At 69.1% G+C, this 14,082-nt stretch carries 12 protein-coding genes; 7 read left to right on the plus strand and 5 right to left on the minus strand.

Features of this window, described 5'->3' with window-relative positions; translation table 11 throughout:
- Positions 1–5: 5 nt before the first annotated feature.
- The 4 genes from ACFV4K_RS07675 to ACFV4K_RS07690 form a co-directional block, all read right to left on the minus strand.
- A complete protein-coding gene (locus ACFV4K_RS07675; protein WP_379272926.1) occupies positions 6–773 on the minus strand; it encodes a cyclase family protein in 768 nt (255 codons plus the stop codon).
- Positions 774–867: 94 nt separating this feature from the next.
- Positions 868–2,481 (minus strand): phytoene desaturase family protein, encoded by a 1,614-nt coding sequence (locus tag ACFV4K_RS07680; RefSeq protein WP_379272927.1) that lies wholly within the window; start codon positions 2,479–2,481, stop codon positions 868–870.
- A 133-nt stretch (positions 2,482–2,614) separates the two neighbouring features.
- Positions 2,615–3,052 carry a cupin domain-containing protein gene (locus ACFV4K_RS07685; RefSeq protein WP_357277005.1) on the minus strand — a complete coding sequence of 146 codons (438 nt, stop codon included), beginning with the start codon at positions 3,050–3,052 and terminating at the stop codon, positions 2,615–2,617.
- On the minus strand, positions 3,049–3,918 hold the full coding sequence (locus ACFV4K_RS07690; RefSeq protein ID WP_379272929.1) for a fumarylacetoacetate hydrolase family protein: 870 nt from the start codon (positions 3,916–3,918) through the stop codon (positions 3,049–3,051). The genes ACFV4K_RS07685 and ACFV4K_RS07690 overlap by 4 nt, the downstream gene beginning before the upstream one ends.
- Positions 3,919–4,093: 175 nt before the next feature.
- Between ACFV4K_RS07690 and ACFV4K_RS07695 the strand changes: the two genes are divergently transcribed.
- The 4 genes from ACFV4K_RS07695 to ACFV4K_RS07710 are packed head-to-tail and all read left to right on the plus strand — an operon-like array spanning position 4,094 to position 8,990.
- Complete coding sequence (locus ACFV4K_RS07695; RefSeq protein ID WP_379272930.1) at positions 4,094–4,498, plus strand: RidA family protein; 405 nt, start codon at positions 4,094–4,096, stop codon at positions 4,496–4,498.
- Between the two features lie 34 nt (positions 4,499–4,532).
- Positions 4,533–6,143 carry an AMP-binding protein gene (locus ACFV4K_RS07700; RefSeq protein ID WP_379272932.1) on the plus strand — a complete coding sequence of 537 codons (1,611 nt, stop codon included), beginning with the start codon at positions 4,533–4,535 and terminating at the stop codon, positions 6,141–6,143.
- Positions 6,140–6,589, plus strand: a complete 450-nt coding sequence (locus ACFV4K_RS07705) for an acyl-CoA thioesterase (RefSeq protein WP_379272934.1) — start codon at positions 6,140–6,142, stop codon at positions 6,587–6,589. The genes ACFV4K_RS07700 and ACFV4K_RS07705 overlap by 4 nt, the downstream gene beginning before the upstream one ends.
- 13 nt (positions 6,590–6,602) lie before the next feature.
- Positions 6,603–8,990: a bifunctional salicylyl-CoA 5-hydroxylase/oxidoreductase gene (locus tag ACFV4K_RS07710; RefSeq protein WP_379272936.1), complete on the plus strand. Its 2,388-nt coding sequence runs from the start codon at positions 6,603–6,605 to the stop codon at positions 8,988–8,990.
- Positions 8,991–9,093: 103 nt separating this feature from the next.
- Here ACFV4K_RS07710 and ACFV4K_RS07715 read toward each other — a convergent pair whose 3' ends face one another.
- On the minus strand, positions 9,094–10,092 hold the full coding sequence (locus ACFV4K_RS07715) for an AraC family transcriptional regulator (RefSeq protein WP_379272937.1): 999 nt from the start codon (positions 10,090–10,092) through the stop codon (positions 9,094–9,096).
- A gap of 211 nt (positions 10,093–10,303) precedes the next feature.
- Between ACFV4K_RS07715 and ACFV4K_RS07720 the strand changes: the two genes are divergently transcribed.
- From ACFV4K_RS07720 to ACFV4K_RS07730, 3 genes are read left to right on the plus strand one after another with little or no spacing between them, the layout of a single operon-like run.
- Positions 10,304–11,110 (plus strand): SDR family oxidoreductase, encoded by an 807-nt coding sequence (locus ACFV4K_RS07720; protein WP_379272939.1) that lies wholly within the window; start codon positions 10,304–10,306, stop codon positions 11,108–11,110.
- Positions 11,111–11,137: 27 nt separating this feature from the next.
- Positions 11,138–12,367 (plus strand): styrene monooxygenase/indole monooxygenase family protein, encoded by a 1,230-nt coding sequence (locus ACFV4K_RS07725; protein WP_379272940.1) that lies wholly within the window; start codon positions 11,138–11,140, stop codon positions 12,365–12,367.
- Complete coding sequence (locus tag ACFV4K_RS07730; protein ID WP_379272941.1) at positions 12,364–14,082, plus strand: flavin reductase; 1,719 nt, start codon at positions 12,364–12,366, stop codon at positions 14,080–14,082. The genes ACFV4K_RS07725 and ACFV4K_RS07730 overlap by 4 nt, the downstream gene beginning before the upstream one ends.

Consider the following 14,082-nt stretch of genomic DNA (forward strand, 5'->3'; position numbering starts at 1 on the left):
TCCTCCTATTCGCCGCGCTCGACCAGCGCCAGCACCCGCGCGGGGCTGCCGGAACCGCCGACGATCGGCAGCGGGCAGACGATCAACAGGGCGCCGATGGCGGGCAGCCGGCCGAGATTGCGCAGGCTGGTCAGACCCCATTTGCCGGCGCCCAGCAGCATGCTGTGGCAGGGGAAGGCGGTCTCGAAGCCCGCCGCCGCGCCGGCGTCGGTGCCGACGGTCTCCACCCCGAATCCGGTCAGGGTGGATTCCTCGGCCAGCCACGTGGCGCATTCGACGGACACACCGGGTGTGTGGCCGCCGTTCGCGAATGCGACGGCGTCCTCGCCGCGCGCCTCCCACCCGGTCCGGTACAGCAGCCAGCCACTCGTGGGCAGCGGGCCGTGCTCGGCCTCCCAGCGTCGAATGTGGTCGATTTCCAACAGAAAATCCGGATCTGCGGCGGCCTCGGCGGTCATGTCGATGACCGCGGCGGGTGCGACCAGCGTGCGCAGCGGAGCCTGCGAGACGTCGTGCCGGTCGCGACCGCTGACCCAGTGCACGGGCGCGTCCAGGTGGGTGCCGGTGTGCTCGCCGGTGTGAATGTTGTTCCAGTACCAAGCGGGACCACGATCGTCGTAGCGGCTGATCTCCTCGAGCCGGAACGGGATGGTGTTGGCCAGTGGAGGCGGCAGCTCGAGGATCGGCGTGGACTCCTGCAGCGGCGTGGTCAGATCGATGATGTCGACAGCACCGGAGCGGGTCGCCTCGACAACGGCGTTGAGCAGGGACATCGCGACTCCTGAGAGTGAAAGAACTGATGGGATGAGTGTGATTCGGCCGACAGTGCGCGGCTATCCGCAGGACGCGGCGGTTGTCCAGCGCGCGCTATCGCCGGCCACGAGCGCCGAACAGCCCCCGCGGCCGGGTGAGCGCGTGCGCGACCAGATGTCCTGAGCCGCCGCCCAACCCTGGTCCCGGATGCGTGGAAGCGCCGATCTGCCACAGGCCCCGCACGGGGGTGGCGTGGCGTCCAGCCGAGGGCAGCGGACGCCACAGATAGCTCTGATCCACCTCGCACGAGCCCCCGTACGGATCTCCGCCGACAGCATTCTGATTGTGGGCGGCCAGATCGGCGGGCGTGATCACGTCGACCGCGAGCACCTTCCGGCGTAGGTCGGGGGCATGGGCGGCGATCCGCGCGAGCACCCGATCGGCGAATCCGCGGGCGAGCGACGGGGTCCACCCGTCGGTGGTGTCGAGTTCCCCGGCAGCGTCTCCGCGCGGGGCGAACGGGAGTTCTTGTAGTTGTAGCCACAATGCCGCCGCGCCCTCGGGCACCCGGGTCGGATCGAGCACGTACTGCTGGCCGACCACGACGGTCGGGCGGCGGGGGAGCAGCCCGGCTTCGGCTTCGGCGCAGGCGATTCCGGTGCTGCCGGAACCGTCGGACAGATGGATCAGCGGAGTGTCCCGCAAACGGGCGTCGTGCCAGTCCAGCGGCGCCGACAGTGCTACGTGGATCTGCATCTCCGCGCGGCCGTAACGGAACGCCGCGGCCTCGGCGCGTAGGGGAGCGGGCACCGCGCCGGGCGGTAAGAGGTTGCCGTACAACGCGGTCGGGGTCACCGAGGCGAGCACGGCGCGACGCGCACGCAGCGTGCGACCACGGCTCACCACGCCGGTCGCGCGGCCATGCTCCACGAGAATGCGGTCGACCGGCGTCGACGTGCTCACCTGCACACCGAGTGATCCGAGCAGCGATTCGAAGGCGGTGAGCAGCCCGCCCGAGCCGCCTGCCACGACAGGCAGTCCAGCGCCGTGCAGAGTGGCCGCGAACAACGGGATCATCACCCCGCCGGAGGCGTGGTCCGGGGACAATCCGGCGTGCAGGAGCCACGGCGTGAACAAGTGATCAACCTCGGGGCCGTGGAATTCACGGCGCAGGTAGCCGCGACCGCTGCTGGCAGCCGTGCGCAACCAGGCCTCGGCACCGCGACGGCCGTTGCCGCGTAGCAGTCCGGCCAGCGGGCCGAGTGCGGCGGGCGAGCGCAGTTCGGCGTTCATCAGTCCGCCGATCGGAGCCGCGCTGGCGGCGAGCTGGTTCAGCATCGCCAGATAGGCGTCGCCGTCTCCGGCATGTGTGAACAGCGCGGCGGTGCGTTCCGGATCGCGGTGCGCGATCGAGACCCGGCCGTCGTCGGCGACGCTGGCGGTCACCCACCCGTCGCTGTTGCGGTACTCGAGTCCGTGCTTGTGCAGGTCCGCGCCGAGTTCGGCGTAGGCGGGCCCGGACACGAACATCGGATGCCACGACGAGTAGGTGTCGTGCCGATAGCCGGGCAGTGTGCGTTCCTCGGTGGCGATGAAACCGCCGATCTGGCTGTTGCCTTCGAGGAGCAGCACCGTCCAGCCGGCGCGCGCCAATTCGGCGGCGGCCACCAGGCCGTTGATCCCGGAGCCGATGACTATCGCGTCGGCATCGGTTGTGATGGCGGTCATAGCTCGCACGGTAGGAGCGGTGCGCCCGCGGGGCTATACGGTCCGCGCGGACGCTATCCGGATTCCGTGCTCCGATCGGAATCGGCTGTGGCGCTGTGCGGCCCGGGCCGGTACCGCGGCCCGGGCCCGCGAGTCACGCCCGGCGGTAGCCCGCCAGGATGGAATCGTCGACGTCGGGCAGGTTGACGACGATATTGTCCGGGGTGCGGCAGGTCAGCCAGACCAGCTGCTCGGTGGTGCTCATATTGACCTCGACGTGCGGCATGAACGGCGGCACGAACACGAAGTCGCCCGCGTACATCTCGACGTATTCCTGGTAGTTCTCGCCGTAGTAGATGCGGGCAGTGCCGCTGAGCACGTAGCCGCCCGTCTCGGCCTCGCCGTGGTGGTGCGGCAGCGAGCGGTAGCCGGGCTCGTTGGTCACCTTGCCGTACCAGATCTTGGTAGCCGGGGTGTGTTGCGGACTGACACCCGAGACCCGGACCGCGCCACCGGATTGCGCCGTTCCGGTGAACTCTTCGCCGGCCCGGGTGAGGATCGGGGCGGTCCCGGTGGTGATTTCGCTGGTCATCGTGATTCCTTTCCGTCCCGCGTCGCGGGCACGATTTCGGTGGGGGAAAAGGTGATTCGGTTGCGGAGCAGGCCGATTCCCTCGATCTCGGTCTCGACGACATCGCCGGGCCGCAGATAGCGCGGCGGATCCGCCGCGATGCCGACGCCGCCGGGGGTGCCGGTCAGCACCACGTCGCCTGGGTGCAGCACGGTGAAGGCCGAGATGTAGGACAGCAGCGTCGCCGGGTCGAAGACCAGATCGTCGGTGCGTCCGGTCTGCTCCTCGACGCCGTTGACCCGGCAGGTGATGCGCAGGCCGTCACGGGGATCGGCTTCGTCGGGCGTCACCAGCTCCGGACCCAGGGGCGTGGTGGCGTCGAAGGCCTTGCCTTGCAACCACTGTGGCGTCCGCCGTTGCCAGGAGCGGACCGAGAAGTCGTTCGCGACGGTGTATCCCGCGACGGCCGCGAGCGCGGTCTCGGGGTCGGCGTGACGCAGCGTGGCTCCGACGACGATCGCCAGCTCGGCCTCCCAGTCGACGAGCATCTCCTCGGCCGTGCCGGGCAGCGCGATATCGGCGTCCCAGGCAGTGAGGGTGTCGGCGAATTTCGCGAAGAGCGTGGGGAATTCGGGTTCCCGGTGGCCGAGCTCGGCGATGTGGGCGCGGTAGTTGTGGCCGCAGCAGACGATCTTCGACGGCGCGAGGACGACGGGAGCCGCGCGGCCCGGCGCTGCGGGCCGGGTGGACAGGGGCAGTCGGCTCGGGGGAACCGGCTCGCGGAGCAGGGCGCCGACGTCGGCGGCAGAGGTCGCGTACCACTGCCCGTCCAGGCGGATATCGGCGCGGCTGCCGCCGTCGTCGCTGAGAACTGTGCGCAAACGCATCGCTGGAGACTCCAGGGATTCGGCCGGGATTGTCCGCGGCTGGTGCGAACGCTCGCCGGCGTTGGGCTATGTAGCGTTCTATTGACGGTGGTAACCGTAACACCATATTGTGGTGCGAGCCACCCCCAATCGAATCGGCTCGCCGCCCGGTGGGTCTCCGCGAGAAAGAGGCGAAATGTTCGTCGACCACATCAATCCGCCCGAACTGGTGAAACCGTCCGGTTTCTCCCACGCCACCCGCTGCGGCGACATCGTTCACCTGGCCGGGCAGACTGCCCTGACGCTGGACGGCACGATCGTCGAGGGCGGCATCCTCGCCCAGTTCCGGCAGGCGCTGACCAACGTGCTCATCGCGCTCGAGGCCGCCGGAGGCACGCCGCAGGATCTGCTCTCGGTGACCATCTACCTGCTCGACATCCCCGGCTATCAGGCCGTCGGCAGGGAAATCGGCCGCATCTGGCGGGAGCTGGTGGGAGAGGCGTACCCGGCCATGGCCGGCATCGGCGTTACCGCGCTCTGGCAGCCCGAGGCGCTGGTGGAGATCCAAGCGGTGGCCGCCCTGGGTTCCGACCGGTCCTGAGCTCGGCTCAGCAGTTCGAAAGGGGCCGAGTCCGATGCTCACACCCTCCGCACACGACGACACCTTCTGCCGGGACCACCTCCCGCCCGCCGCCGAGTGGCCCGACCTGATCCTCGATCCGAGCGGCCCACGGGACTCGGACCGGCTCAATTGCGCGACCGCCCTACTCGACGCGGCGGTCGCCACCCACGGCCGAGAGCGGGCGTGCCTGCACGCCGACACCGAAACCTGGACCTACGGAGATCTTCTCGACCGCGCGAATCAGATCGCGCACCTGCTGGCCGACGACTACGGCCTGGTCCCAGGCAACCGCGTCCTGCTGCGCGCACCCAATACCGCATGGCTGGTCGCCTGCTGGTTCGGTGTGGTAAAGGCCGGTGGCGTGGTGGTGACCACCATGCCGCTGCTGCGCGCACCCGAACTGGCCAAACTGATCGAGCTGACCCGTCCCGCGCTGGCGCTGTGCGACCACCGGCTGCTGGGCGAACTGGCCGCGGCGGACCCCGGACTGCCGATCTGCACGTTCGGTGGTCCGGGCGCGGACGACCTGATCCGCAGGGCCGCAACGAAACCCGTGGACCACGCCGACGTACGGACCGCCGCTGACGACGTCGTGCTGCTCGCCCCAACCTCGGGCACGACGGGAATCCCCAAGGCGACCATGCACTTCCACCGCGACGTGCTGGCCATCGCCGACACCTTCTCCGCGCGGGTCGTGCGCCCGCACCGTGACGACGTCTTCTCCGGAACGCCGCCGGTGGCTTTCACCTTCGGCCTCGGTGGGCTGGTGGTCTTCCCGATCGCGGTGGGCGCGTCGGTGGCTCTGTTGGAAAAGCCCGATCCCGACGCGCTGGTGGCGGCGATCGAGAAGTACTCGGTCACGGTGCTCTTCACCGCACCGACCGCCTACAAGGCGCTGCTCAAACGCGACGACAACGACCGTCTGGGATCGCTACGGCGCTGTGTGTCGGCGGGTGAGCATCTGCCCCTGGACGTCTTCGAGCGGTTCCGGGACCGGACCGGGCTCGCGATCATCAACGGCATCGGCGGCACCGAGATGCTGCACGTGTTCATCGCCGCCGCCGACGAGATCCGGCCCGGTTCCACCGGGCGCGTCGTCCCCGGATTTCACGCCGAGATCCAGGACGATGATGGTCATCCGGTGCCCGACGGCACCCCCGGCCGGCTCGCCGTGCGCGGCCCGACCGGCTGCCGCTATCTGGCCGACAACCGCCAGCGGGACTTCGTCCGCAATGGCTGGAACCTGACCGGCGACACCTACACCCGCGATGCCGACGGCTACTTCTGGTACCACGCGCGCAACGACGACATGATCGTCTCCGCCGGTTACAACATCGGAGCCCCCGAGGTCGAGGCGGTCCTCGATCAGCACCCCGACGTCGTGGAGAGTGCGGTGATCGGGGTACCGGACGAGGACCGCGGCATGATCGTGCACGCGGTGGTGGTGCTGCGCCCCGGAGTCCCCGGAGACGACGCGAAGATTCGCGAACTGCAGCACTTCGCGAAAAACACCGCGGCACCCTACAAATACCCCCGCAGTGTCGAATTCGCCGACGAGCTGCCCCGCAATCCCAGCGGCAAGCTGCTGCGCTATCGCCTGCGGGAACGGTGGGCCGCGCGATGACCGGCATCGTCGTGAACCGCGTCGTCGACTGGCAGGACACCGACGCGGCGGGCCACTACCACCACGGCACGGTGGTGCGGTGGGTCGAGGCGGCCGAGGCGGCGCTGCTCGAATCCTTGGGGCTGCGTGGGTTGTTCGGCGGTATTCCGCGGGTTCGCTACGAAGTGGACTACCTGGAACGACTGTGGTTCGGCGATACCGCGGCCGTCGACTTGACGGTCGGCGCGGTGGGCCGTTCCTCGGTGCGCTACGACTTCGTGATTCGCCGAATTCCGGCCGAGACCCGCACGCACGCGGCCGAACCGCCCGCCATCGCCGCCCGAGGCTCGCTCACCGCCGTGCACGCACCCGACGCCGCCGGTGGCTCCCGGCCGTGGCCCGCTTCCATCGCCGACGCCTTGCGCGACGGCCTGCCAATCGATTCCGAACCGACTTCGACCCAGTGAATGTGAGGCTTCCATGCGTATCGCAGTGATCGGCGGTGGGCCCGCAGGGCTGTACTTCTCCGCCCTGATGAAACAACTCGACCCGACCCACGACATCACCATCTGGGAGCGCAATGCTCCCGACGACACCTTCGGCTTCGGCGTGGTCTTCTCCGACGAGACGCTCGGCGGCATCGAACACGCCGACGAGCACATCTACCGCGCGATGAGCGAAGGCTTCGCCCGTTGGAGCGATATCGACATCAACTATCGCGGCGAGATCCGCACCTCCGGCGGGCAGGGCTTCGCGGCCATGAGCCGCAAGGAACTTCTTGGCATCCTGCAGCGGCGGTGCGCCGACCTCGGCGTCGCCGTCCACTTCCGTTCGGTCGCACCCGATGTCGAGGAACTCGCGGCGACCCACGATCTGGTGCTGGCGGCCGACGGCTTGAACTCGGCGGTGCGCACGCGTTTCGCGGACGTCTTCGGACCCGACCTGGACCGCCGCCACAACAAGTACATGTGGCTGGGCACCGACCGGGTCTTCGAGGCGTTCGAGTTCTTCATCGCGCACACACCGCACGGCGTGATGCAGGTGCACGGCTATCCGTTCAGCGCCGAGCAGAGCACTTTCATCGTCGAGATGCACGAGTCGGTCTGGCGCGATGCCGGTTTCGATGCCTTCGCCGACCGTGAATTCCAGCCCGGCGAGAACGACGAGAAGTCCATCGCGCTGTTGTCGGAGATCTTCGCGGACGAGCTCGACGGCCACGGCCTGCAGGCCAACAATTCCCGGTGGATCGACTTCACCACTGTCCGCAACCGGACCTGGCGGCACGGCAATATCGTGCTGATGGGCGACGCCGCCCACACCGCGCACTTCTCCATCGGCTCAGGCACCAAACTCGCCATGGAGGACGCGCTCGCACTCGCCGCCTGCCTGCACGAGAACGACTCCGTCGCCACCGGACTCGCCGCCTACGAGATCGAGCGCAAACCCGTCGTGGAGTCCATCCAGCGTGCGGCGCAGGCCAGCCTGGAATGGTTCGAATCCATCGGGCGGTACGCCGAGCAGGCACCCGACCAGTTCGCGTTCAACCTGCTCACCCGCAGCCGCCGCATCACCTACGACAATCTGCGCCTGCGCGACAACGGATTCGTCGACCAGATCGACGGATGGTACCTGTCGAGCCAGGACGATTCGAAGCACGACGAGGCCGGCGAGACCCGCCCGCCGATGTTCTATCCGCTGCGGCTGCGCGGCGTCGAGCTGCCCAATCGAATTCTGGTCTCGCCGATGGACATGTATTCCGCCGTCGATGGGGTCCCGAACGATTTCCACCTGGTACACCTGGGCGGCAAGGCGCTCGGTGGCGCCGGTCTGGTGATGACCGAGATGGTCTGCGTCTCCCCGCAAGGGCGCATCACGCCCGGGTGCGCGGGCCTGTACACGCGGGAACAGGAGCAGGCGTGGGCGCGCGTCACGGACTTCGTGCACACCCGGACCAACGCGAAGATCGGTGTGCAACTAGGCCATTCGGGGCGCAAGGGCTCCACGAAAGTAATGTGGGAGGGCATCGACGATCCGCTGGCGACCGGCGGCTGGGACACCGTCGGCCCTTCGGCGCTGCCCTACGGTCCCGACAGTCGCGCGCCGCGTGAGATCACGCTCGCGGAGATGGACGAGATCACCGCGCAGTTCGCCGAATCCGCGCGCGCGGCCGCCCGCGCCGGGTTCGACCTGCTCGAGTTGCACTGCGCCCATGGGTATCTGCTGTCGTCGTTCCTGTCGCCGCTGGCGAATCGCCGCACGGACGAATTCGGCGGGTCCCTCGCCAACCGGCTGCGGTTCCCGCTGCGCGTCCTCGACGCGGTCCGGAAGGAGTGGCCCGCGGATCTGCCGCTGTCGGTGCGTATTTCGGCCACCGACTGGGCCGAGGGCGGCACCACCGTCGACGACGCGGTCGAGATCGCGCGCGCCTTCGCCGAACATGGCGTGGACGTGCTGCACGTATCGTCGGGCCAGGTGGTCAAGCATGAGAAGCCCGCGTTCGGGCGCAGCTACCAGACACCGTTCGCCGACCGGATCCGGCAGGAAATCGGGGTGCCCTACGGGGTCGCCGTGGTGGCGGTCGGGGCGATCTCGTCCTACGACGACGTGAACTCGGTGCTGTTGGCCGGGCGCGCCGACCTGGTCGCCATCGGACGTGCGCACCTGTGGGATCCGCAGTGGACCCTGCACGCCGCGGTGGATCAGGGCTACAGCGGTGCGGGGGCCGAATGGCCCGCGCCCTTCCGGGCGGGCAGCCGGAAGCCGCCCAGTGGCCGCACCGACGGACCGCCGCCGCGTCTGCAGTTGATCCGCGCGGCCGAAGACTCCGCCGATGTCGGGCGGCGCTGGCAGCCCGCCTCGCACCACTGAGTGGACCGCACGATCCCCCCGTCCGGACATCGGGCGGGGGGATCATTGTCGTCGTGACGTTCTCGTTCCGTCCGAAGGGAGCGTTCGGCGAGAACGTGTGTGCCTAGGCGCGGGCCGCGCGATCGTGCTCCAGGCGAAGCGTCTGTGAGGGTGATTCGCCGTAGCGGCCGCGATACAGCACCGAGAACCGGCCCGCGTGCAGGAATCCCCATCGGATCGCGATATCGGTGACCGTCGCGGTGGCCGGATCGGCCTGCAACAGATCGGTTCGCACCCGGCGCAGCCGGACATCGCGCAGGTATGCCATCGGGGTGGTGTCGTAGTAGCGGCGGAAGCCGTCTTGCAGCGTCCGGGTGCCCACGCCGACCGCGTCGGCGATGTCGTCGATGGTCAACGGTTCGTGGGCGTGCGCGTCGATCAGCTCCGCGGCCCGGGCGATGGGCCGGGCCACCACGGGCCCTGGGCGGCCGTCGAGCTCATCGCGATAGTTGTTCGGCTGGCCGAGCAGCAACTGGCTGACCAGCAGACTCTCGAATTCGCGGACCGGAATCGAGTCCGGCGCCGCGGACCCGCCGACGGCCTCGGTCAGGAGCTCGAGGATCCCGCGCCAGGTGCGCCCGGCGGGCGTCGTGAGATCCATGCGCGGTTGGAATGCCAAGGGCGCGACCGGCTCTCGGCCGAGCTTCTTGCGCAGCGTGTCCTGTACGGCGCCGCGATCCAGGCGCAGTAGCAGCTGCCGGTTCGCGCCCTCCCACGACATGGAGACCCGGGGCCCGGGTTCCAGTACCGAGGCGACCTCGGGGGTGGAGGTGAAACTCTCGGCGCCGACGGTGATCGTGGCGCGGCCGACGAGCGGCACCTGGATGAGATAGAAGTCGTTGATGTCGCGCGGGTCGATGCGGACGTCGGCGCCGTACTCCAGGTAGTACACGCCCGAACCGCTCCACCGCAGGCCGTGGAAGTGGGCGTCGAGGCCGGTGCCGCCGCTCAGCGGCGACAGCCGGTGATCGCAGAACGCCTCGCCGACGGCGGCGCGCACGAGATCGGGGTCGCCGGACGCGGCCAGGCAGTGTGCGGCGAGCGGGCGCTCGTCAACGGTCATCCGGCCTCCAGGTACTTCGCATTCTCATATCGCATTCACAACTATCGTCATGAATGCGCGTTATGAGTTTGTTCCATGCTGCCGCCGCGCGTCTCGGAAATCGGTCGAATACGCGGTGGGCGGACAGGTTCCGCGTTTGCGGGATAGCTGCGCGACCGGCCGCTCCCTACCGTGACTCGGGTCACAGCACCGAGTGTAACCGGAGGGCAAGATGCCAAATCCCCCCATCTCGCTGGCGGGGAAGACCGCCATCGTCACAGGTGGCGCGACCCTGTTCGGGGCGAGCGTGGTCGGTGAGCTGATCGCGGCCGGGGCGCAGGTCGTCGTCGCGGACATCGACGAGGGCGGCGGTACGGCGGTCGCCGATCGCTTCGACCGGGCCGTGTTCGTCCGCACCGACATCACCAGCGACGAGTCCATCGAACAGTGCGTCGCGGGCACGGTCGACCGCTTCGGCGCACTCGACATCCTGGTCAATCTGGCGTGCTCGTACGGCGACGACGGGGCCGACACCGACCGCGCGACCTGGCTGCGCACGCTCGATGTCAACCTCGTCGGCGCCGCGCTGTTCTCCGGCGCCGCCCGCCCCGAACTGGCCCGCACGCGCGGCGCGATCGTCAACCTGAGTTCGATCTCGGCCAAGGTCGCGCAGACGGGGCGGTGGACCTATCCGGCCAGCAAGGCCGCCATCGCACAGCTCACCCGCAGCATGGCCATGGACTACGCGGCCGACGGGATCCGGGTCAACGCGGTGAGCCCGGGCTGGACCTGGTCCAAGATCATGGACGAACTCTCCGGCGGCGACCGCGCGCACACCGATTCCGTCGCCGCGCCCTTCCACCTGCTCTCCCGCGTCGGCGATCCGGCCGAGGTGGGCCGTGTCATCGCCTTCCTGGTCTCGGACGCCGCCTCGTTCGTCACCGGCGCGGAGTGGGCGGTGGATGGCGGCTACTCCGCGCTGGGTCCCGAGCGCACCGAAAGCGCCATCCCGCGCCTCGCGCCCCTCCCGGCGTCCTGACCCGATATCGAAAACCGAAGGAACACAATGCGTACCATCACCATCATCGGGGCCGGGCAATCCGGTCTGCAGCTCGGCATCGGACTGCTGGATGCGGGCTACGACGTCCGGATCGTCTCCAACCGCACTGCGGACGAGATCCTCGCGGGCCGCGTGAGCTCCAGCCAGTGCATGTTCGGCGGCGCGCTCGCTCGCGAACGCGCACTCGGACTGGACTTCTGGACCGCGGAATGCCCGGATGTCGAGGGCATCGGCTTCACCGTGCCCGACGGCAGCGGCGGCCAGGCCATCTCCTGGGCCGCCCGCCTGGACCTGCCCGCGCAGTCGGTCGACCAGCGAGTGAAGATGCCGCGCTGGATGCGCGAATTCACCGACCGGGGCGGACGTCTCGACATCCACGACGCCGGCCTCGACGACCTCGAGGACTACGCGCGCGAGTCCGATCTGGTCCTGGTCGCCGCGGGCAAGGGTGACATCGCGAAGATGTTCGAACGCGACTCGGACCGTTCGGCATTCGACCGTCCGCAGCGCGCCCTTGCACTGACCTACGTGACCGGTATGACGCCGCGCGAACCGTATTCGGCGGTGTCGTTCAATCTGATTCCGGGCATCGGCGAATACTTCGTGTTCCCCGCCCTGACCACCTCCGGCCCCTGCGAGATCATGGTCATGGAGGGCGTGCCCGGCGGCCCGATGGATTGCTTCGGCGGTGTCACCGATCCCGGGCAGCACCTCGAGATCGCGAAGAAGATCGTCGACACCTACCTGCCGTGGGAAGCCGAACGGTGCCGCGATCTTTCCCTCACCGACGATCTGGGCGTGCTTGCGGGCCGGTTCCCGCCCACCGTGCGCCGTCCCATCGGCGTGCTGCCCTCGGGTGCGCCCGTGCTCGGCATGGCCGACGTGGTCGTGCTGAACGACCCCATCACCGGACAGGGGTCCAACAACGCCGCCAAATGCGCGTCCTCCTACCTGTCGAGCATCCTCGAGCACGGCGACCGGCCCTTCGATCGACAGTTCATGCACGACACCTTCGAAAGGTATTGGGACTACGCCCAATACGTGGTGAACTGGACCAATGGCATGCTGATGCCCCCGCCCGAACACGCGATGGCGCTGCTCGGCGCGGCCGGTGAGCAGACCCGGATCGCCCGCCGCTTCGCCAACGGATTCGACGATCCTCGCGACTTCTTCCACTGGTTCATGGACCCCGAGGGTGCGCGTGCGTATCTCGGCGACCTCACCTCGGTGGCATGAACACCCGCCCACCCCGCCGCGTTGCCATCATCGGCGCGGGCCAGGCCGGAGCGTTGCTGGCGCTGGGACTTCGGCGTCACGGCGTCACGGTGACACTGATCGGGGACCGCACCTCCGAGCAGGTTCGCACCGGACCGGTGCTGTCGAGCCAATGCCTGTTCGGCTCCGCGCTGCGCGTCATGAACCGGATCGTCGACGCCGACGACAGTGACGCGCCCGCCATCGACCGGCTGGCGCTGAGCGTCGACGGAGTCGGCACGGTCGTGTCGGCGCTCCAGAGCCCGGCACGTTCGATCGACCAGCGGGTGGCGTGCGCCGCCCTGATCGAGGCATTCCGCACCGAAGGCGGTGATTTCCAGGTCGAGGACGTGACCCCGGAACGTCTGGATTCCCTTGCCGCCCAGCACGATCTGACCATCGTGGCGACCGGTGCGGGCGACCTGGGCCGGATGTTCGTGCGCGACCGCGCGCGCTCGCCGCACGATCGGCCACGCCGCGCGCTGGCCGTGGCCTACGTCCGTGGCCTGTTGCCCGACGACAGCGGCGCCGATCTCACCGTGTCGGTGATGCCGGGCGTGGGGGAGGTGATCACGCTGCCCGCGCTGACCACCTCGGGCCCGTGCTCGATCCTGGTCCTCGAGGCTGTCCCCGGCGGTCCCATGGACCGCTTCGACGACGTCCAGACCCCCCAGGATCATCTGACCCGCTGCCTCGAGGTGCTCGGCGACGCGTTCCCGAAGGTCGCGGCCCGGGCGAGCGAGATCGAGCTCACCGACGACGGCGGCGTGCTGCGTGGCCGCCTGACGCCTACGGTGCGGCGGCCGGTGGCGTTCACCGCCGCGGGACATCCGGTGCTGGGACTGGCCGACGCGGTCGTGCTCAACGACCCGCTGACCGCGCAGGGCGCGAACAACGCCGTGCACGCCGCGGGCATCTACCTCGACGCGATCCTGCAGCGCGGCACGCGGGCCTTCGACACCGACTGGATGCACGAGGTGTTCGAATCGTTCTGGCGCAGTTGGGGCCGGTGGTCGGTGGCGTGGACCAACCGCATGCTCACCGAGACCCCCGAACACGTCCTGGACCTGGTTCGGGCCGGGGCGGACGAGCCGGCCGTGGCAGGGTTGTTCGCTACCGGCTTCGACGACCCCAGCACCCTGCACGACTGGTGGTTCGACCGCACCGACGCCGAGCGCATGCTCGAGGCGGTGCTCGCCGACACCCGCGGGGTCGATCCGCGCGCGCTGCGCAACGCCTTCGGCCAGTACGCGACCGGTGTGACGGTGGTGACCTCGCGTGCTCCCGACGGCCGCAAGCTCGGGGTGACCGCCAACTCGTTCACCTCGGTCTCGCTGGATCCGCCGCTGGTCGCCTGGTGCCCGGCCAAGAAGGCGCCGAGCCTGCCGGATCTGGTCGCGGCCACGCATTTCGCGGTCAATGTGCTCGCCGCGGATCAGCACGAGCTGTCGCGGCAGTTCGCCACCCCCGCGCCCGACAAGTTCGCGGGAGTGGCCCACCACGACGGCATCGCGGGAGTCCCGTTGCTGGACCACAGCATCGCACGTTTCCAGTGCCGGACCGTGCAGCGCGTGGAGGCGGGCGACCACGTCATCTTCATCGGTGAGGTGGAGCATTTCGACACCAGCGCGGGCCAGCCGCTGGTCTTTCATTCCGGCGGCTACCGCGTGGCCGCCGATCATCCCGATTTCGTGTGA

This window comes from Nocardia sp. NPDC059764 (assembly GCF_042732555.1).
Taxonomy (GTDB): Bacteria; Actinomycetota; Actinomycetes; order Mycobacteriales; family Mycobacteriaceae; genus Nocardia.

What these genes read in the sequence shown, in the direction of transcription:
- ACFV4K_RS07680 (WP_379272927.1), bottom strand. Translation starts at nt 2,481, where the DNA reads ATGACCGCCATCACAACCGATGCCGACGCGATAGTCATCGGCTCCGGG.
- ACFV4K_RS07685 (WP_357277005.1), bottom strand. Translation starts at nt 3,052, where the DNA reads ATGACCAGCGAAATCACCACCGGGACCGCCCCGATCCTCACCCGGGCC.
- ACFV4K_RS07700 (WP_379272932.1), top strand. Translation starts at nt 4,533, where the DNA reads ATGCTCACACCCTCCGCACACGACGACACCTTCTGCCGGGACCACCTC.
- ACFV4K_RS07710 (WP_379272936.1), top strand. Translation starts at nt 6,603, where the DNA reads ATGCGTATCGCAGTGATCGGCGGTGGGCCCGCAGGGCTGTACTTCTCC.
- ACFV4K_RS07730 (WP_379272941.1), top strand. Translation starts at nt 12,364, where the DNA reads ATGAACACCCGCCCACCCCGCCGCGTTGCCATCATCGGCGCGGGCCAG.
- ACFV4K_RS07720 (WP_379272939.1), top strand. Translation starts at nt 10,304, where the DNA reads ATGCCAAATCCCCCCATCTCGCTGGCGGGGAAGACCGCCATCGTCACA.
- ACFV4K_RS07695 (WP_379272930.1), top strand. Translation starts at nt 4,094, where the DNA reads ATGTTCGTCGACCACATCAATCCGCCCGAACTGGTGAAACCGTCCGGT.
- ACFV4K_RS07675 (WP_379272926.1), bottom strand. Translation starts at nt 773, where the DNA reads ATGTCCCTGCTCAACGCCGTTGTCGAGGCGACCCGCTCCGGTGCTGTC.
- ACFV4K_RS07715 (WP_379272937.1), bottom strand. Translation starts at nt 10,092, where the DNA reads ATGACCGTTGACGAGCGCCCGCTCGCCGCACACTGCCTGGCCGCGTCC.
- ACFV4K_RS07705 (WP_379272934.1), top strand. Translation starts at nt 6,140, where the DNA reads ATGACCGGCATCGTCGTGAACCGCGTCGTCGACTGGCAGGACACCGAC.
- ACFV4K_RS07725 (WP_379272940.1), top strand. Translation starts at nt 11,138, where the DNA reads ATGCGTACCATCACCATCATCGGGGCCGGGCAATCCGGTCTGCAGCTC.
- ACFV4K_RS07690 (WP_379272929.1), bottom strand. Translation starts at nt 3,918, where the DNA reads ATGCGTTTGCGCACAGTTCTCAGCGACGACGGCGGCAGCCGCGCCGAT.